This window comes from Phenylobacterium sp. (assembly GCF_031425575.1).
Taxonomy (GTDB): domain Bacteria; phylum Pseudomonadota; class Alphaproteobacteria; order Caulobacterales; family Caulobacteraceae; genus Phenylobacterium.
Map to the genome: position 1 here is coordinate 1 of NZ_JANPJP010000119.1, position 17,580 is coordinate 17,580.

The 17,580-nt window shown below is 68.2% G+C and carries 18 protein-coding genes; 7 read left to right on the forward strand and 11 right to left on the reverse strand.

Translation table 11 applies throughout. The annotated features are described in order from the left end of the window. On the forward strand, window positions 1-270 hold a 270-nt coding region (locus RMO97_RS06890), incomplete at its 5' end, for an adenylyl-sulfate kinase (protein WP_310539849.1). Window positions 271-276: 6 nt separating this feature from the next. On the opposite strand, the gene RMO97_RS06895 is transcribed toward RMO97_RS06890, so the two are convergent. The 4 genes from RMO97_RS06895 to RMO97_RS06910 all read right to left on the reverse strand — a co-directional run bounded on the left by RMO97_RS06895 (window position 277) and on the right by RMO97_RS06910 (window position 4,024). Beyond that, a complete protein-coding gene (locus RMO97_RS06895; RefSeq protein ID WP_310539851.1) occupies window positions 277-1,275 on the reverse strand; it encodes a PhoH family protein in 999 nt (332 codons plus the stop codon). A gap of 129 nt (window positions 1,276-1,404) precedes the next feature. Continuing rightward, window positions 1,405-2,049 (reverse strand): carboxymuconolactone decarboxylase family protein, encoded by a 645-nt coding sequence (locus RMO97_RS06900; protein ID WP_310539853.1) that lies wholly within the window; start codon window positions 2,047-2,049, stop codon window positions 1,405-1,407. After that, a complete protein-coding gene (locus RMO97_RS06905; protein ID WP_310539854.1) occupies window positions 2,049-2,573 on the reverse strand; it encodes a VOC family protein in 525 nt (174 codons plus the stop codon). The genes RMO97_RS06900 and RMO97_RS06905 overlap by 1 nt, the downstream gene beginning before the upstream one ends. Window positions 2,574-2,863: 290 nt before the next feature. Continuing rightward, entirely contained in the window at window positions 2,864-4,024 is a 1,161-nt protein-coding gene (locus RMO97_RS06910) for an MFS transporter (RefSeq protein ID WP_310539855.1), read from the reverse strand. Window positions 4,025-4,142: 118 nt separating this feature from the next. On the opposite strand from RMO97_RS06910, the gene RMO97_RS06915 reads away from it, so the two are divergent. Continuing rightward, the gene (locus RMO97_RS06915) at window positions 4,143-4,766 is read left to right on the forward strand and encodes an exopolysaccharide biosynthesis protein (protein ID WP_293492563.1); all 624 of its coding nucleotides are present in this window, start codon (window positions 4,143-4,145) and stop codon (window positions 4,764-4,766) included. 4 nt (window positions 4,767-4,770) lie between these two features. On the opposite strand, the gene RMO97_RS06920 is transcribed toward RMO97_RS06915, so the two are convergent. After that, on the reverse strand, window positions 4,771-5,769 hold the full coding sequence (locus RMO97_RS06920; RefSeq protein WP_310539857.1) for a DUF1176 domain-containing protein: 999 nt from the start codon (window positions 5,767-5,769) through the stop codon (window positions 4,771-4,773). Window positions 5,770-5,851: 82 nt separating this feature from the next. Between RMO97_RS06920 and RMO97_RS06925 the strand changes: the two genes are divergently transcribed. Genes RMO97_RS06925 through RMO97_RS06935 form a run of 3 tightly spaced genes read left to right on the forward strand, consistent with a single transcriptional unit; the run spans window position 5,852 to window position 8,953 of the window. Beyond that, complete coding sequence (locus tag RMO97_RS06925) at window positions 5,852-7,132, forward strand: aminotransferase class III-fold pyridoxal phosphate-dependent enzyme (RefSeq protein ID WP_310539858.1); 1,281 nt, start codon at window positions 5,852-5,854, stop codon at window positions 7,130-7,132. A 4-nt stretch (window positions 7,133-7,136) separates the two neighbouring features. Continuing rightward, window positions 7,137-8,567 carry an amidase family protein gene (locus tag RMO97_RS06930; protein WP_310539859.1) on the forward strand — a complete coding sequence of 477 codons (1,431 nt, stop codon included), beginning with the start codon at window positions 7,137-7,139 and terminating at the stop codon, window positions 8,565-8,567. Window positions 8,568-8,572: 5 nt separating this feature from the next. Beyond that, window positions 8,573-8,953 carry a DUF423 domain-containing protein gene (locus RMO97_RS06935; protein ID WP_310539861.1) on the forward strand — a complete coding sequence of 127 codons (381 nt, stop codon included), beginning with the start codon at window positions 8,573-8,575 and terminating at the stop codon, window positions 8,951-8,953. Here RMO97_RS06935 and RMO97_RS06940 read toward each other — a convergent pair. Then, window positions 8,907-10,124 (reverse strand): multidrug effflux MFS transporter, encoded by a 1,218-nt coding sequence (locus RMO97_RS06940; protein WP_310539863.1) that lies wholly within the window; start codon window positions 10,122-10,124, stop codon window positions 8,907-8,909. The two genes, RMO97_RS06935 and RMO97_RS06940, sit on opposite strands and share 47 nt — an antisense overlap. A 155-nt stretch (window positions 10,125-10,279) precedes the next feature. Between RMO97_RS06940 and RMO97_RS06945 the strand changes: the two genes are divergently transcribed. Together RMO97_RS06945 and pip are read left to right on the forward strand one after the other, a co-directional pair. Further along, complete coding sequence (locus tag RMO97_RS06945) at window positions 10,280-11,158, forward strand: alpha/beta hydrolase (RefSeq protein ID WP_409035294.1); 879 nt, start codon at window positions 10,280-10,282, stop codon at window positions 11,156-11,158. An 81-nt stretch (window positions 11,159-11,239) separates the two neighbouring features. Beyond that, window positions 11,240-12,232 carry a prolyl aminopeptidase gene (pip, locus tag RMO97_RS06950; RefSeq protein WP_310539870.1) on the forward strand — a complete coding sequence of 331 codons (993 nt, stop codon included), beginning with the start codon at window positions 11,240-11,242 and terminating at the stop codon, window positions 12,230-12,232. Here the strand turns inward: pip and rodA are convergent. The 5 genes from rodA to RMO97_RS06975 all read right to left on the reverse strand — a co-directional run. After that, complete coding sequence (rodA, locus tag RMO97_RS06955; RefSeq protein WP_304780196.1) at window positions 12,229-13,386, reverse strand: rod shape-determining protein RodA; 1,158 nt, start codon at window positions 13,384-13,386, stop codon at window positions 12,229-12,231. The two genes, pip and rodA, sit on opposite strands and share 4 nt — an antisense overlap. Next, window positions 13,383-15,374, reverse strand: coding sequence for a penicillin-binding protein 2 (gene mrdA, locus RMO97_RS06960; RefSeq protein WP_310539865.1), 1,992 nt, complete (start codon window positions 15,372-15,374; stop codon window positions 13,383-13,385). Before mrdA ends, rodA begins: the two co-directional genes overlap by 4 nt. A 12-nt stretch (window positions 15,375-15,386) precedes the next feature. Then, window positions 15,387-15,902, reverse strand: coding sequence for a hypothetical protein (locus RMO97_RS06965; protein WP_310539866.1), 516 nt, complete (start codon window positions 15,900-15,902; stop codon window positions 15,387-15,389). Continuing rightward, a complete protein-coding gene (mreC, locus tag RMO97_RS06970; RefSeq protein ID WP_310539867.1) occupies window positions 15,899-17,026 on the reverse strand; it encodes a rod shape-determining protein MreC in 1,128 nt (375 codons plus the stop codon). The genes RMO97_RS06965 and mreC overlap by 4 nt, the downstream gene beginning before the upstream one ends. Before the next feature lie 59 nt (window positions 17,027-17,085). Further along, on the reverse strand, window positions 17,086-17,580 hold a 495-nt coding region (locus tag RMO97_RS06975), incomplete at its 5' end, for a rod shape-determining protein (protein ID WP_310539869.1).

Consider the following 17,580-nt stretch of genomic DNA (forward strand, 5'->3'; position numbering starts at 1 on the left):
GAACGCCGGCTGGCCCGCGAACTCCAGGCGGAGGGCGATTTCGTCGAGGTCTATATTAACACCCCGCTGGAGGTGGCCGAGGCCCGGGACGTCAAGGGCCTCTACAAGAAGGCCCGCGCCGGAGAGCTGAAGAACTTCACCGGCATCGACAGCCCCTATGAAGCCCCCGAGGCCGCCGAGATCGTCATCGACACGACGAAAACGTCGCCGACGGAGGCGGCCGAGCAGATCACCGCCTGGCTGGAAGGCGAGCTCGACTACTCGATCTAGGGCGGCTCAGGCCGCGGCGCGCATTTCCTCGCCGCCGCTCTGCGAATAGAGGGCCTCCAGCCGGGCCACCAACGGGTTGCGGATGATCTGGTAGGCCTCGAAGCGATGCACCGCCGCCAGGTCGGTTCCCGCAACCAGCTTCAGAAGGTGCGCCAGGCCCGACACCTCGTCGCCGCCCGCCAGATCAACCTGGGCCGGATCGCCGGTCACCACCAGCCGCCCGTTGCGGCCGATACGGGTGGCCGCCATCCGCATCTTGCCCACCGTCATATTTTGCGCCTCGTCCACCAGCAGCATGGTCTCGTTGAAGGTTCGGCCGCGCATCCGGCCCAGCGGCATGACCTCGATCATACCCCGCTCGGTGAGCTGGCGAATTTCCTCGTGGCCGATCAACTGGCGCAGTTCATCCTCGATCGGGGTCAGCTGTTCGTCATAGGCGGTCTCGGCCCGAAGGGCAGCCGTCATGGCCTCGCCCTCCAGCATCACCCGCGGCCGCGTCATCACCAGGTGCTTGATCCGACCGTCGGCCAGCAGGCTCAGTCCCGCGGCGATGGCCAGGTGGGTCTTGCCTGTCCCAGTGGGCCCGACACCGAAGATCAGGGAGCGGTCAGAGGTCAGCAAGGTGTTCATGAACCCCACCTGGCTCAGCGACATCGGCCGGACGGCTTGGTTGATCCCCTTGAGCCGGTAGGCCAGTTCGAATTTCAGAGCGTGGCTGACGACGGCGGTGATCGCCGCATCCACCAGGCCCTCATGGCCGCCCTCGGTGCGCAGCAGTTCGTCGATCTTCTCGAAGATCGACGCAGCCAAGGTCACCGCGATCTCTTCGCCCGCCAGGGCCAGGGCGTCCGGCCGCGGCGTGACGTGCAAGTGATAGGGCCGCAGGGCTTCTTCGATCCGCCGTATCGAGGCCCCCTGCCCGGCGACCAGGCGTTCGACCAACTGGGGCGCCAGGCTGACGGCCTTGGAGGCGACCACCGGGGTCGGGTCGTGATGCAACTCCAAGGAAATCTCCGCCCACTGTCACAATGAACCAGTGACAGCAACATCAGGTCGAAGACTCAAAATAGACTTAAGCATCTCGGCGAGATTTGAGCCTGAAGACCTACGAATACCATCTCTAGCGTGCAAAACTCAATCAGAGCGACGCTCCGTGTCCAGGAAGTCCCGAGCGTCGAAGCCCTCGGGAGGCGCCACCTCGACCACCGGGTCGTCGCGGTCGTCGAACTCCAGACGCAGGGCCCGGCTCATCACGGCGTGCATGTCGTAGAGACAGGTGATGTAGGTCAGCTCCAGGATCTGTTCGTCGTCGAGGAAGGCCCGCAACGCGGCGAACACAGCCTCTGGCGTCCTGCCGCCCTGCAGCACCAGGCAGTCGGCATAGGCCAGGACCGCCCGCTCCTGGGCGTCGTAGCACTCGGCGACCTGCCAGTTGGGCACCGCGGCGATCCGCGCCTCGGACACCTTCAGACCGCGCAGCGACTTGCAGTGCTGGGAGAAGACGAACTGACTGCCCCGCGCCCAGCCGGCCCGGGTCTGGGCCAGTTCCCGCAGCACCGGATCGAGCTTGCGATCTGGCGAGCGGTAAAGGGCGAAGCCCTGGTTGGCGTGCCTCAGGATGTCGGGGCTGTTGGCGAACACCGTCCACCAGTCGCCGTTCGTCCCGGTGGCGGTCCCCGGCTGCGCCACCGGATCACGGTCACCAAACAAAAGGTCGTAGGTCTTGGTGACGACCTCGGATGTGGCCTCCGCGCGCGTGACCTGTTTGAGACGCGGCATCAGACTTCCGCCGCCGCGCCGGCTGGTTCATGGGCCACGTCCTGCGGGCCGAAGCCTTTCGTCCAGGCCGCGAACTCCAGCATGATGCCATTCGGATCGGTGAAATAGACCGAGCGGACGAACACCCCGGGATGAAGCTCGGCCGCCACTCCGGCCGCGCTGTCGTCGTGATTGACCACCATGGGCAGGACCTCGACGCCCGCCGCCTGCAGCCGCTTGATGCTGGCCTGCAGGTCGTCGGCCTCCATGTCGAAGGCCACGTGGTTCATGGATCCAACGGCAGACTTGGGCGCCTGGGGAAACTTGGCCACCGAGGCGATCCCCGGCGCGGCCGCCGGCACCTCCGGCCACCAGAAGAAGGCCACACTGGCCCCGCCGCCGCAGTCGAAGAAGAAGTGCTGGCCGCCGTCCGGAAGGGCGATGGTCTTGATCAGCGGCATGCCCAGCACGTCGCGATAGAACCTGACCGTCTCCCCCATGTCGCGGCAGACGAGCGCCAGATGGTTGATGCCTTTGGTACGCACGGACGCCTCCTCGCAAGCGCGTCAGCTAAAGCGGATACCGGTTTAGCGTCCGACGCGCGCCAAATTGAAACTAGGGCGGGTTCAGGCGGACCGGCCTGAACCCGCCCTAGAAGGTCGTGGGATCAGCTTTTCGACGCCCTGAATCTGGTCGCCGCCCCAGGGGGCCGTCACTTCCAACGCACGCACGGCGCTCCTCCCGTTGCCGTTTTGCGGCCATAGTCGCCCGATCGGCGCGGCCCGCAACCCTGTCGTGGCGTAAGGCCGGCCGCTGCCGGAGTGGCGTCGGTCTCTCAACTGTCCAGCCGCCTGACGCCGTACAACCTGACCGCGCCGGCCAGCCCGGCCAGGGACATGGCCGCCATCACGAAGTAGCCGTGCGCACCGATACGGTCGAACAGCGCGCCGGAGACGATGGTCGCCACCCCGCTCAGCACGCCTCCGGAAAGGGCGGAGTTGATGGTCTGGGCCGCCGAGGCGTTGCTGGGCTTGGAGAGCTGGTCCACCAGCTGCAGGGATCCGATGAAGGTGGCCGCGTAGGTGAAGGTGTGCAGGGCCTGGATCGGGAACACCATCCAGAGCGGCGGCGACATGGCCAGAGCGCCCCAGCGCACCACCGCGGCCACCCCGCCCAGCACCAGCAGGTTTCGCGCGCCGAACCGCCGCCGCCAGGGCTCCATGAACCAGAGGAAGATCACCTCCACCGCCACGCCCACGCCCCACAGGAGGCCGGTCATCGCCTCGGGGATGCCCTGGTCGCGCCAGGCCAGGGTGGAGAAGGAGTAGTAGAAGGCGTGGGCCGACTGGATCAGACCCGCCGAGATCACCACCAGCATGAAGTCCCGGTCTGCGAACAGTTCGCGCAGACCCGCCATCCGCTCGGCCAGGGCCGCAGTCCCGCCGCCGACGCGGACCGGATCGGGTGGCAGCCAGTAGCGTGCGCCGAAGGCCACCAGCAGGCCAGACACCGTGATCCAGACCAGGACCAGCTCCGGCGAGCCCCGCGCCAGGATCAGGCCCATGCCGATATTGGCGATGATAAAGGCCACCGAGCCTATGCCCCGCGGCCATCCATAGTTGAACCCGTCCTTCTGGGATCTGGCCAGGACCACCACGTCGGTCAGGGGACCGACGGTCGCGTACATCGTTGAGGCGATGAACCACAGGCCGAACCACCAGGCGAAGCCCAGGGGCGCCACCATCAGGGCGTAGCCGGCCGCCATGACCAGGCCCATCAGGATCAGCGGGGTCCGGCGCAGGGCGAAGCTGTCGGCCCACATGGCCAGCAGCGGCGCGGTGACGGTGCGGGCCAGCAGCGGCGCCGAGAGGATGAGGCCGATTTCAGCGCCGCTCAGCCCGCGATGGTCGAACCAGACCGGGATATAGGGCGAGGCCGCGCCGCCCCCGATGAAGATGGCTCCGTAGAACAGACCAAGGCGCACGGGGCTCGACATCGTTCTACCCTGCTAGCCCGAGTCGGACGCCGATTTCTCCCAGGCGCAATCGGTAGTGCGAAGTGATCGCAGGAGGCCTTCCGCAGCAACACCCAAGCATGGTAGCCGCAGGGCTGCGATGACCGACAAAGCCCACGCCGCCAGTGTCTCCGAACTGCTCGTCCTGATCGGGCAGCGCAAGACTCGCAAGGTGTCGGTGGCCGACATCCTGGAGACCTTTGGCGACCGCGCCTTCGGGGCCCTGATGTTCGTGTTCGCCGCCCCCCTGGTCCTGCCCATGCCGCCTGGCGTCTCGGCCATTCTCGGCGCCCCCCTGGCCTTCATCACCGCCCAATGGATGCTGGGCCGCCGCACCCTGTGGCTGCCCAAGGCCCTGCTGGCTAGGACGATGAGCATGTCGGACTTCCGCAACCTGTCGGAAAAGCTGATGCCGCACCTGGAGCGGCTGGAGCGGCGGCTGAAGCCGCGCTTGACCTTCATGTACAACCGCTTCGCCGACCGGCTGATGGGGGCGATCTGCTTTTCGCTGTCCATCATCGTCTTCCTGCCGATCCCCTTCGGCAACATGCTGCCCTCCTTCGCCATCGCCGCCTTCGCCATCGGCACCGCCGAGCGCGATGGCTATGCGGCGATCATCGGCTGGGTGATGGCGGCGGTCAGCATCGTGGTCCTGGGCGTCCTGTCCAAGGCGATCATCGCCGCGATCGTGGCCTTCTTCGCCACTCTGATGGGGCTGTTCTAGCCGCTCACCTACGCCGCGAGCGGAACAGCACCGGCCAATCCTCGGCGCTCAGCCCGCGGCAGGCCGGCATCTCTATCTGGTCGCTGATGCGGAAGGCCTTTCCGTCCCAGATCCAGCTGTTGACCCCGCCGCAGTCGGCGATCCCCCGGCCCTTTTCGAAATTGCTCAGGGTCTGGGTCTCGGCGTCGAAGCTGACGTTCATCAGCAGGTGGGTGGCGGAACCGTCGAGGTTGGGTATCTGCGCGCGGCGGATATGACCGCCCTGTTCGTCGGCCAGCATGAAGGCGTAGATCTCATTGTAGGCGCCCAGATAGCAGAGCTCCCCGTACAGGATCACGCCAGGCGACAGCCGGGCGACGATCGGGCTGAAGTCCTGCCACTGCTGAGCGTCGCAATCCTCGCCGAGCCTGGACCGCATGCCGGGCGGCGCCTTGTCGGGCAGGTTGGCCTGGGACACCACCGGGCCTGGGCGGACCAGGGGAACCGGTGGCGGCGCGGGGACGGTCGAGGCGGGCTTGGCGCCCTTCGCCACCAGGGCGGTGACCGTGCCGGCCCTCCGCTGCTGATCATCCATCCAGCGCAGGGCGGCTGCGGCGCCTGTCAGCAGAACGTCGCTGCGGCCCGGCGCCAGGCTCAGGCGTTGGCCATTTCCGATCGCCGCCAGCAGGGCCGTCGTCTGGGCAGGCGTCAGGACGACGTCGGCGTCGCCCTCGGCCTTGGGCGCGAGACCGGGAACCGCCTTGCCGTCCACCCGCACCGCCCAGGGCGCCTGCGCGCCCGCCTCTCCCACCAGGACCAGGCGGATCACCGGCGCGGCGTCAGCCGCCGCTGAGCGCCGCACATGCAGGAAGGGGCGGTCCCCGAAGCTGTCCTCTGAGAAGCCGAAGGCCGAGCACTCGCGGGCGTTGTCGCAGACCACGGTCCAGTCCTGGAAGCTCCTGCTCGCCGCCGTCGCCCCCGTCGCCATCAAGGCGCCCAGCAGGCCCAAGATCATCGCCTTCATGGTCCGCTCCCGGTTGCCGAGGACAGTGCGGAGCGTAAGGTCTGATCAAGCCATGGCAATTGGCGAACACCGAGGGACACCGATGAGCCGACCTGACAGCCGAGACCGCGCCCTGCGCGAGCGCGCCACCGCCGTCATCCCCGGCGGCATGTACGGCCACCAGGCGGTGGGCCTGCTGCCCGACGACTATCCGCAGTTCTTCGCCCGAGCCGAGGGCGCCCACCTGTGGGACGTGGACGGTAACCGGTATCTGGACTTCATGTGCGCCTACGGGCCCAACCTGTTCGGCTACGCCCACCCCGAGATCGACGCGGCCTATGTCCGCCAACTCGGTCTCGGCGACACCCTGACCGGTCCCACCGAGCTGATGGTGCGGCTGGCCGAGGAGATGACCGCCCTGGTGACCCACGCCGACTGGGCGATCTTCTGCAAGAACGGCACGGACGCCACCTCCATGGCGCTGTCCACCGCCCGCCAGCACACCCGCCGCAAGACCATCATCCGGGCCAAGGGCGCCTATCACGGCGCGGCCACCTGGTGCGTCAACCGCCCGGCGGGCACGGTCCCCAGCGACCAGGCGCACCAGATCTTCTGCGACTACAATGATGTGGCCAGCCTGGAGGCCGCCGCCGCCCAGGCCGGGGACGACCTCGCCGGCATTTTCGCCGCCCCCTTCAAGCACGACGCCTTCATCGACCAGGCTGATCCGGATCTTGCCTACGCCCGCAAGGCCCGGGAAATCTGCGACCGGACCGGCGCCCTGTTGATCGTTGACGAGGTTCGGGCCGGCCTGCGGCTCTCGCGGGACCTCTCCTGGTCGCGGATCGGGGTCCAGCCGGACCTCTCCACCTGGGGCAAGTGCCTGGCCAATGGCCATCCGATCTCAATGATGCTGGGGTCGGACAAGGCGAAAAAGGCCGCCTCGCAGATCTATGTCACCGGCTCTTTCTGGTTCCAGGCGGCCCCGATGGCCGCCGCCCTCGAGACCCTGCGGCTGGTGCGTGACACCGATTACCTTGAGCGGCTGCAGACACTGGGCGACCGGTTGGCCGACGGCCTGCGAGAACGGGCGAGCGCGGCGGGCTTCGGCTTCCGGGTCTCGGGACCGGTGCAGATGCCGCTGTTCCTGTTCGACGACGACCCGGACCTGCGCAAGGGCTTCTGCTGGTCCAGCGAGATGCTGAACCGCGGCGTCTACGTGCACCCCTGGCACAACATGTTCATGTGCGCGGCCATGACCGAGGGCGACATCGACGCCGCCCTCGACGCCGCAGAAGCTTCGTTCGATGTCCTGAAGCGCCAGGCGCCCGCGCTCGAACCGGTCGCCAAGATGAGCTTCCTCATGCCCGCAGGCCAAAGGTAGGACCATGCCGATCACCGACTATTCCGAGCACGACGGCGTCGCCCTGGGCCAGATGGTGGCCAAGGGAGAAGTCACGCCCCTGGAGCTGGTGGACGCCGCCATCGAGCGCATCGAGCGGCACAACGGCGCCCTCAACGCGGTGGTCCACACCGCCTATGACGAGGCCCGCGAGCGCGCCAAGGGCCCCCTGCCCGACGGCCCCTTCAGGGGTGTGCCCTTCCTGATCAAGGACCTGGGCATGCCGGTGGCCGGCTGGCCCCGCACCTCGGGCAGCAAGTTCGCGCGCCACATCGTCGATACCGAGGACGGCGGCCTGACCCGGCGCTATCGTGAGTCGGGCGTCATCCCGCTCGGCAAGACCAACACCCCCGAGTACGGCATCACCGGCGCCACCGAGAGCGCCCTGCTGGGCCCGTGCCGCAATCCCTGGAACTCCGCCCACATCTCCGGGGGGTCCTCGGGCGGGGCGGCGTCGGCGGTGGCGGCGGGCATCGTGCCCATGGCCCATGCCTCGGACGGCCTGGGCTCGATCCGCATCCCGGCGGCCTGCTGCGGCCTGGTGGGCCTGAAGGTCAATCGCGACCGGGTGCCCAACCTGCCGGACGCCTACGACTACGCCGCAGGTTTCGTGGTGGACCATGTGGTGACGCGCACCGTGCGCGACTCCGCCGTCATGCTGGACGCCACCGGCATCCCCGAGCCGGGCTCCCCCTACGCCCCGCCCCCCAAGACCCGGCCCTATGCGCAGGAGATCGAGACCTCGCCCGGCAAGCTGCGCATCGCCTGGTCCAGCGAGACCGCCAATGGCCGGCCGATCGATCCCGAGATCCAGGCGGCGCTGGAACGCACAGCCACCCTGCTGAAGGGCCTCGGTCACGAGGTGGTGGAGAAGGGCCTGGGCATCGACTACCGCGCCCTCTACGCCGCGCGCGGGCCGGTGAGCGGCGCCAACTTCGCCGGCGGCATGGAGCGGCTGATCGACGAGATTGGCCGTGAACCGGAGCCGGACGAGCTCGAGCCCCTGACCTGGGCCTCGCTGAAGGGCGGCCGCCGGGTGACCGGCGCCCAAGCGTTCCGCGCCCTGCAGGACCTGCGCGCCCTGAACCGCTTCACCCTGGCCTTCTTCGAGGACTGGGACGTCTATCTCTGCCCGGTGCTGGGGACCCCGGTTCCGGAGGTCGGCTTCATCGACCCGGTGAACCTGGAGCCCAAGGAGGTCAATCGCCGCCAGGGCAAGGTCTTCCCCTTCACCCCGCCGATGAATTTCTCGGGCCAGCCCTCGATCTCTCTGCCGCTGGAGATGGATTCGAACGGCCTGCCGATCGGGATGATGTTCAGCTCCCGCTACGCCGACGAAGCCACCCTCTTCCGCCTGGCCGCGCAACTTGAGAAGGAAGCCCCCTGGAAGGGCCGCCGTCCCGCGGTCTGGGGGTAGGTCGCATGGGTCCGTGGTTTCGTCTGGCCGCCGCCGGCGGTTTCCTCTGCGTGGGCTTCGGCGCCTTCGCCGCCCACGGGATCACCGATCCAAAAGCCCAGGAGTGGCTGAAGACCGGCGCCCTCTACGGCTTCGTCCACATGCTGGCGGTGTTCGCCGCCGCGCAGCGGTTGGGACGGGGCGCGGCCCTGGCGCCGCCGCTGTTCCTGGCGGGCCTAGTGCTGTTCTCGGGCTCGCTCTGGGCCATGGGCCTGGGCGCGCCCCGCTGGCTGGGGGCCATCACGCCCCTGGGCGGGCTGGCGTTCATGAGCGGCTGGGCGGCTCTGGCCTGGAGCCGGCCTATGCCTCGCCCTTCCTCGGCAGGGCCAGCAGCCGCAGCGCGATAGCCGAGCCGATCAGGGCGATGAACATGGTCAGGGCCATGGGCCGCGCCGTGCCGTCGTGCAGGACGCCGGTGAGGCCCGAGGCCAGGGCGCCAACGCCGAAAGAGGCTCCCCCCATCAGGGCCGAGACCGAGCCCGCGCGACGGGTGTCGACGTTCAGGGCGCCGGCCATGGTGTTGCCCTGCATGAAGCCGTAGGTCCCCAGCAGGATGAAGAGCATGGGCAGGACCGTCCACGGCCCGCCGATTCCGGTGACCGCGGCGATGGCCAGCAGGGCCCCGGCGGCGACCGAGGCCAGGCTTGCGCGGCTAAGCACCTCATCGGGGGTCGCGCGGCGCAGGGCGTAGCGGTTGATCTGGCTCGATCCGATGACGGCGGCGGCGTTCAGGCCGAAGAGCCACGGGAACTGGGTGGGGGTCGCGCCATAGGTTCCCATCAGCAGCGCCGGCGAGGCGGAGATGTAGGTGAACAGGGTGGCGCCGTTCAGGGCCCCGGCCAGGCAGTACCCTATCAGCCGCGGCTGCTTCAGGAGGGCCAGATAGGCGCCGAAGGGGCTCTCCGACATCGCCTGGGCCAGGGTCTCGGCCGAGCGCGACTCCTTCATCCGCCAGAGGGACGCGCCGCCCACCATCAGGCCGAAGGCGGCCAGGAACCAGAAGTTCAACCGCCAGCCACCGGCCACCAACAGGGCGGCTCCCAGCAGGGGCGCGAGGATCGGCGCCAGTCCCATGATCAGGGTCATGAGCGACAGCATCCGCGCCGTCTCGGTATGGTTGAAGCGGTCGCGGACCACGGCGCGCGCCACCACGCCGCCGGCGCAGCCGCCCAGGGCCTGGATGAACCGCGCGCCGATCAGCATCTCCGGGGACGACGAAAGGGCGCAGGCGATGGAGGCCAGGATGTAGATGGCCACCCCCACCACAATGGGCGGGCGCCGGCCGAAGCGGTCGGAGGCTGGTCCATAGATGAACTGGCCGATGGCCATGCCGGCGAAGAAGGCCGCCAGCGTTCCCTGGGTTTGGGCCGGGCTGGCGCCGAGATCCGCCCCGATCGCCGGCAGGCTGGAAAGATACATGTCGATAGACATCGGCGCGAAGGCCGTCAGCGAGCCCAGCAGGATCACCAGGCCCCAGGGGGTCTTCTCCGGGACGTATCTCGCGCGCGGATCGCTCATGGTCGCGTTCTAGCTCGGTTCGGCTGGGTGGGAAGGCTTGCCTTTCCCGACCGGAAGGCCTGCATCATAGGAAAACGCACAAGGAACCGCCCATGTCCGCCGCCCTCGCCCGCCAGATGCCGCCCGTGCAGCACGCCGCCGTCAATGGTGTCGACATGGCCTATTATGAGGTGGGGCCGCGCGGGCAAGGCGTGCCGATCATCTTCTGTCACGGCTTCCCGGAACTGGCCTTCTCCTGGCGCCACCAGCTGGCCGCCTGCGAGGCCGCCGGGCGCTGGGCGATCGCGCCGGATCAGCGCGGCTACGGCCTGACCTCTCGGCCCGAGGCGGTCACCGACTACGACATGGAGCACCTGACCGGCGACCTGGTGGGGCTGATGGACCACCTGGGCGTGGAAAAGGCGATCTTCTGCGGCCACGACTGGGGCGGTATCATCGTCTGGCAGATGCCGCTGATGCACCCCGACCGGTGCGCGGGCGTGATCGGCCTGAACACCCCCTTCATGCGTCGGTCGCCCTTCGACCCCATCGCCGCCATGCGCATGGCGTTCGGCGAGGACATGTACATCGTCTGGTTCCAGAAGCCGGGCGTCGCTGACGCGGTCCTGGGCGCCGACGTCGACAAGACCATGCGCTTCTTCATGCGCAAGCCCGCGTCAGGCGAAGCCATGGACGCCGGCGTCGGCCTGGACATGTCGACCCCGGCCGCAGAGGGCCAGTCGACCTTCGCCTTCGGCGACCTGCTGGACGCCTGGGACAAGTCCGACACCGCCAACCAGCTGCTGAGCCCCGAGGAACTGGCCGCCTTCGTGGAGACCTTTCAGGCCACGGGCTTCACCGGCGGCATCAACTGGTACCGCAACTTCACCCGCAACTGGGAGCGATCGGCCGACCTGCCGACCCGCGTCGACGGCATCCCCTGCCTGATGATCATGGCCGAGAAGGACGTGGTGCTGTCGCCCACCATGGCCGAAGGAATGGAAGACGTGATCGGTGACCTCGAGAAGGTGCTGGTGAAGGATTCCGGCCACTGAACGCAGCAAGAAAAGCCCAAAGAGGTCAATGACCTCATCCTCGGCTGGATGGATCGCCGCTTCCCGCGTTAGATAGGGATGATGGAACGCAACACCCCGCCGCCCGCCCTCTCCTCCTCCACGAACCGGCGCGGCCTGTTCCCGGAGAGCGAGCCCTTCACCTATGGGTGGATGCCCACCGGCGGCGAGCACGAAATCTTCTACGAGGTGTGCGGCAATCCGGAGGGCAAGCCCTGTGTGATCCTGCACGGCGGCCCCGGCGGGGCGATCAATCCGACCATGCGGCGGTTCTTCAACCCGTCGAAGTGGAAGATGGTGCTCTTCGACCAGCGCGGCTGCGGCAAGTCGCGGCCCAACGCCAGCCTGGACGACAACACCACCTGGTCGCTGATCGACGACATCGAGCGCCTGCGCATCCATCTCGGCGTCGAGAAGTGGACCGTGTTCGGCGGGTCCTGGGGCTCCACCCTGGCGCTGGCCTACGCCATCACCCATCCGCAGCGGGTCGAGGCGCTCGTCCTGCGCGGCGTCTTCCTGCTGACCCAGCGGGAGCTGCGCTGGTTCTATCAGGACGGGGCGAGCTTCCTGTTCCCGGACGCCTGGCAGAAGTTCCTGGCGCCGATCCCTGAGGCCGAGCGCGGAGACTTGGTCACCGCCTATCACCGCCGCCTGACCCACACCGACCGCCGCGTCCAGGCCGAGGCCGCCGCTGCCTGGAGCCAGTGGGAAGGTGACACCATCTCCATCCGTGGTCCCGAGGCGCGGCCCTCGAAGTTCAACGAGATCGACTTCGCCATCGCATTTGCACGGATCGAATGCCACTTCTTCGCCAACAAGGGCTTCTTCAGCGAGGACGGCTGGATCCTGAAGAACATCGGCAAGATCCGCGGCATTCCCGGCTGGATCGTCCAGGGCCGCTTCGACGTCGTCACGCCGATGGAGAACGCCTGGAACCTGAAGACTGCCTGGCCGGAAGCCCGCTTCGAGGTGGTCTGGGACGCCGGCCACGCCTCGACCGAACCCGGCATCGTCGACGGGTTAGTGCGGGCGACAGACCAGGCTTTCTCGGTCTAGAGGAAGCTGCCCTTGCCGCTGGTGACTTCCGAATAGCGGTGGACGCGAACGGCCTGGACCAGGCCAAAGCCGATCATGACCGTGGCCATGACGGTGCCGCCGTAGGAGAGCATCGGCATGGGCACACCCACCACCGGCGCCAGGCCCATCACCATGCCGCCATTGATCATCACATAGAGGGCGAAGGTGGCGGTCACCCCCGCCGTCGCCAGGCGACCGAAGTGGGAGTGGGCCAGGGCCGCGGTGCGCAGGGCCATGAAGATCACCACGGCGTACAGGAACAGCACGGAGAAACAGCCCACGAAGCCGAACTCCTCGGCCAGGGTCGCGAAGATGAAATCGGTCTGCTTTTCCGGCAGGAAGTTGAGCTGGCTCTGGGACCCCAGGCCGTAGCCCTTGCCCAGGAAGCCGCCTGAGCCGAGCGCGATCTTCGACTGCAGGATGTGATAGCCCGAGCCCGACGGGTCGCTCTCCGGGTCCAGGAAGGTGAAGATGCGTTTGCGCTGGTACTCGTGCAACACAAACATCACCATCGGCGGCACCGATATGACCGCCGCCCCGAGGCCCGTGGCGATCACCCGCCAATCGAGGCCCGCCAGCACCACCACCGCCACACCGGTCATCAGGATTAGCATCGCGGTGCCCAGGTCGGGCTGGTGCGCCACCAGAACCACGGGCGCGGCGATCATCAGAACCGGCACCAACAGCCACCAGGAGAACCGAGCGTCGTCGGCCGAGATCGAATGGTAGAAGCGCGCCAGACCCAGCACGATCCCGAGCTTCATCACCTCCGACGGCTGGAAGGAGCCGAGGGGCCCCAGGTCGAGCCAGCGCTGCGCGCCCATGCGTGTGTCACCGACCGCCTCCACCAGGACCAGGAGCACGAGGCCGACCCCATAGAGGGGGTAGGCGATGGCGAACCAGACCCGCAGGTCCACCATGGCCAGGACCACCATCACCACGAAGAGGACGCCGAAGCGGAACAGGTGCGCGCCCGCCCAAGGCTCCCAGGAGGAGCCGGCGATGGAGAACATCATCAAGGCGCCCGCGCCGGCGATCAGGCACAGGGCGAAAGAGAACAGCCAGTCGATTTCACTGAACTTGACCACCAGCCGGTCACGTTCGCCTGGGCGGGTTAGGGCGCTGACGGTCATACCGCGCCTCCGGACGGGGGCCTGGCCACCGGCGGCGCGCCGGGCACGGGCGCGCCTGGCGCGGCGCCCTCGGCGAGGCCATCAGGGGCAAGCTCGGGCATGGGCAGGGGTTTCTCGATCCGGGCGCGGATCTCGGGGTCCTTCAGCAGGGCGACGCGCATCACCTCGCGGGCGCGCGGCGCGCCGGCGGTGGCCCCGCCCAGGCCGCCGTGCTCGACGATGACCGACAGCGCATAGCGCGGCGCGTCATAGGGGGCGAAGGCGACGAACAGGTTGTGATCCTTCAGCTTCCACTGGACGCTGGCGGAGTTGCGGTCGGCGACCCCGTCATAGCTGCGCACCTGGGCGGTGCCGGTCTTGCCGGCCATCATGACGTCCCCCAGGCCAAGCTGGCTCTGGCGATAGGCGGTGCCGGTGACGTCGTTGGCCACGGCGATCATCGCGCCGCGCACATAGTCGATATGCGCCTGCTGGAACGGCAGGTCGGGCACCGCGGCGCCGCTGGGCAACTCCTTGCCGCCGATCGAGCGGACCAGGCGTGGGTTCAGGGCCTTGCGGCCATTGGCCAGGCGTGCCGTCATCACCGCCAGCTGCAGGGCGTTGACGTTCACATAGCCCTGGCCGATGCCGTAGCTGACGGAGTCGCCGGGCTGCCACACAGGCTCCCGCTTCACGGCTTTCCGCTTCCACTCCTTGGACCCCACGATCCCCTTCTTCTGACCCGGGATCCCCAGGTCGAAGGTCTGGCCGAAGCCGAGGGCCTGGGCCGCGCGCGCGATGGGATCTGGCCCGATCCTTAAGGCCGTCTGGTAGAAATAGACGTCGCAGGAGTTCTTGATGGCGTCGTGCATGTTCTGGGAGCCATGCCCCCCATGCTTCCAGCACCGCCAGGTGCGGCCGCCGAAGTACCAGCCCCCCGAGCAATGGATGCGCACTTCCGGATTGATGCCGGCCTCGAGCGCGGCCAGGGCCACCGTCGGCTTGAAGGTCGAACCGGGCGGGTAGAGGCCCGACATCGCCTTGTCCAGCAACGGCTTGCGCTCGTAATTGGCCAGGGCCTGGTACTCGGGCCGGGTCATGCCCCGCACGAAGCGGTTGGCGTCGAAGCTGGGCGCCGACGCCATGCAGAGCACGTCGCCGGTCCGGCAATCGAGCATGACCACCGCCCCGCTTTCGTCCCCCATCACCTCCAGGGCCCGAGTCTGGATATCGGCGTCGAGGGAGAGCTGGATTTCGGCGCCCGGAGTGGCGGGGATGTCACCTTCGGAGTCCTGACGGACTTCGCGGCCGTTGGCGTCGACCTCCACCTTCTGGGCGCCGGGTCGGCCGCGAAGGCGCAGGTCGAAGGCTTTCTCCACCCCCTGGCGTCCGATCCGGAAGCCGGGATGCAGCATGATGGCTTCGGAGTTCGGGCCCGTGGGCTGGATGTCCTCCCGGTTCACCTTGGCCACGTAGCCGATCACGTGGGCGAAGGCGCCGCCGTGCGGATAGACCCGAACCTCACCCATGTCGGCGGTGACGCCGGGCAATTCGGGCGCGCGCACATTGATGGCCGAGAACTGTTCCCAGCTCATGTCTTCCATCACCGACACCGGCGAGCGCTTGGGCGCGCGGATCAGGTCCTTGGTCAGGCGGGCCTGCCGCTCGGCGTCCAGGGGCACGAAGTTGGCGAGGGTCTTTAGCGTGCCCTCGGGATCCATCTTACCGTCCTTGGCCACCAGCAGGCGGAAGTTCGGGCGGTTCGAGGCCAGGATCACCCCGTTGCGGTCGACGATCAGGCCTCGCGGCGGCGGCACCAGCCGGAAGTTGAACTGGTTGGAAGCCGACATCTTCTCATAGCGCTGGGCCTCCACGAGCTGGAGGTGGGCCAGCCGGCCGGTGAGCGCCAGCAGGCCCAGGCCCGACAGACCGCCCATGAGGAAGGCGCGGCGGTGGAAGACCCCCTGCCGCTCATTGACCTCAGTGAAGAAAATGGAGGGCTCGCTCATGCGCCCAATATCCTAGCGGAACCGCACATCGGCGTCCTCGAACCTGTCGATGAGCCTGTGGGCGAAGGGATAGAGCAGGATTGTGGCGAGGAATTGCCAGGCCACCGCGATCAGGCTGGGCGAGGCCCGGGCGTCGAGCCGCGTAAACAGGAACCCCGCCAGGCTAGCGATGGCGCAGGCCGCGGCGAACCAGGCCCACATCATCGGCCGGCTCTGGCCCACCATCCAGTTGCGCGAGAGCAAGACCACGCCATAGGCGGTCAACAGCGACAGCGCCCAAAGTCCCACCGGCGATCCCCAGAAGATGTCGAGGATCAGCCCCATCAGCAGGACGCCGAAGGGCGCCAGGATCGAGGGCCGGATCACCGCCCAGGCGAAGGCCGGAACCATGCAGAACACCGGCTCAGGCAGCTGCAGGCCGAAAACCCGCAGGGGAATGCCAAACAGCAGGGTCCAGCCCAGGCATTGCAGCATGGGAAAGCCAAGCCAGCGCCACGGATCCAGAGGACGGGCGGCCGAGAGGCTCAAAATGGCGCCTCCGCCGGTGCGCTCACCGTCGGCGCCGGGGTTACGGCAGCGGGGGGCGGCGCGGTCGGCGTGGCCGCGGGCTTCGGCTTGGGGGGCGCGGGTTTCGGCGCGGCCGGTCTGGCGGGGGCGGGCTTGGGCGGCGTGGCCGTGGTGGCGGTGAAGGTGGTCGGCGGCTTGGCCACAGGCGCGCCAGGCGTCCCAGCCCCGCCGACCCCTTCGACAGGCCCGGAGGGCGGCGGCGCCGGCATCTTGTCCAGCTCTTCCTTCTGGGCCTTCTCGAGCTGAGAGAAGTCCTGGAACAGCAGGATACGGACGAAGTCGATGGGCGCGGCGTCGGAGGCTAGGATCACCCGCCAGCGACCGTCCAGACCCTTCACGGCAACCCCCACCGGCAGGCCGCGCGGCAGCACCCCACCGTCGCCCGAGGTCAGCACCCGGTCGCCCTGCTTCACCGGCTCCTTGCCGCGCAGGTATTCCAGCTTGGGATTGGGGCCGCCGTCACCGGTGAGGATGGCGCGCGCATTGGTGCGGTCGATCATCACCGGGGTGCGCGAGGCGATGTCGGTGAGCAGAAGGATGCGGCTGGCGCCCCGGGTCACCCCGATGATCCGGCCGACGAGCCCGCTCTCGCTCATCACCGGATTACCCGGCTGAATGTTCTTCTCGACGCCTGCGTTCGCCAGACGCGTATTGGCAAATGGGCCCCGGCTGTCGCTCACCGTCCGGGCGGCGACCATCGGGATCGGCGGCTCAGTCTTCAGGCCGAGCAGGGACTTGTAGCGATCATTGGTGTCGCGCAGCGCAATGGCCACGTCGCGCCACTGACGGGCTTCCTTGAGCTCAGCCTTGAGCTTGCGGTTTTCGGAGACCGCGAACAGGTAGTCGCGGATGTTCTCCATGCCCATACCCGTCCAGCGTCCCGGAGCGGCGAGCGCGCCGCTGACGGGCGCGGCTACGGCGTCCCCCACCTGGCGGGTCACGCCATAGGCCTCGGACTGGAAGGTCTCGCGGCGGTCGGACATCAGCAGTGCGACGGCTACGACGACGGCCACGATCAGGGCCACCGCGGCTGTCCAGGCCAACGGCACCTTCAGTTCGCCAAACGGACTTTCTCGAAAAGCCACCTAGCCGCCCGTCCCCAGGGTGACGGGACGCCCCGTCTCCCCCCGCCGATTTGCAAGTATTACGCCAGCGTCGATTCGAGCACGCCCTTCATCCACTTGGGATGTTCGAGCACCTTGCCGCAGCCCAGCGCCACGCAGGACAGCGGGTCGTCGGCCACCGTCACCGGCAGGCCGGTGTGATCGCGGATCTCGGCGTCCAGGCCGCGCAGCAGGGCTCCGCCGCCGGTCAGCATGATGCCCTTGTCGGCGATGTCGGAGGCCAGTTCCGGCGGCGTGGCTTCCAGGGCCATCTTCACCGCCTCGACGATCTGCCCCACCGGTTCGGCGAGCGCGTCCGACGCCTGTTTCTCGCTGATGCGCACTTCGCGCGGCACGCCCTGCATAAGGTCGCGGCCCTTGACCTCGATGGAAAGGCCCTCGCCGTCGGCCGGAGCCCGGGCGGTGCCGATCTCCTTCTTGATGCGCTCGGCGGTGGTCTCGCCGATCAGCAGGTTATGATTGCGGCGCATGTAGCTGATGATCGCCTCGTCCATCTTGTCGCCGCCGACGCGGAC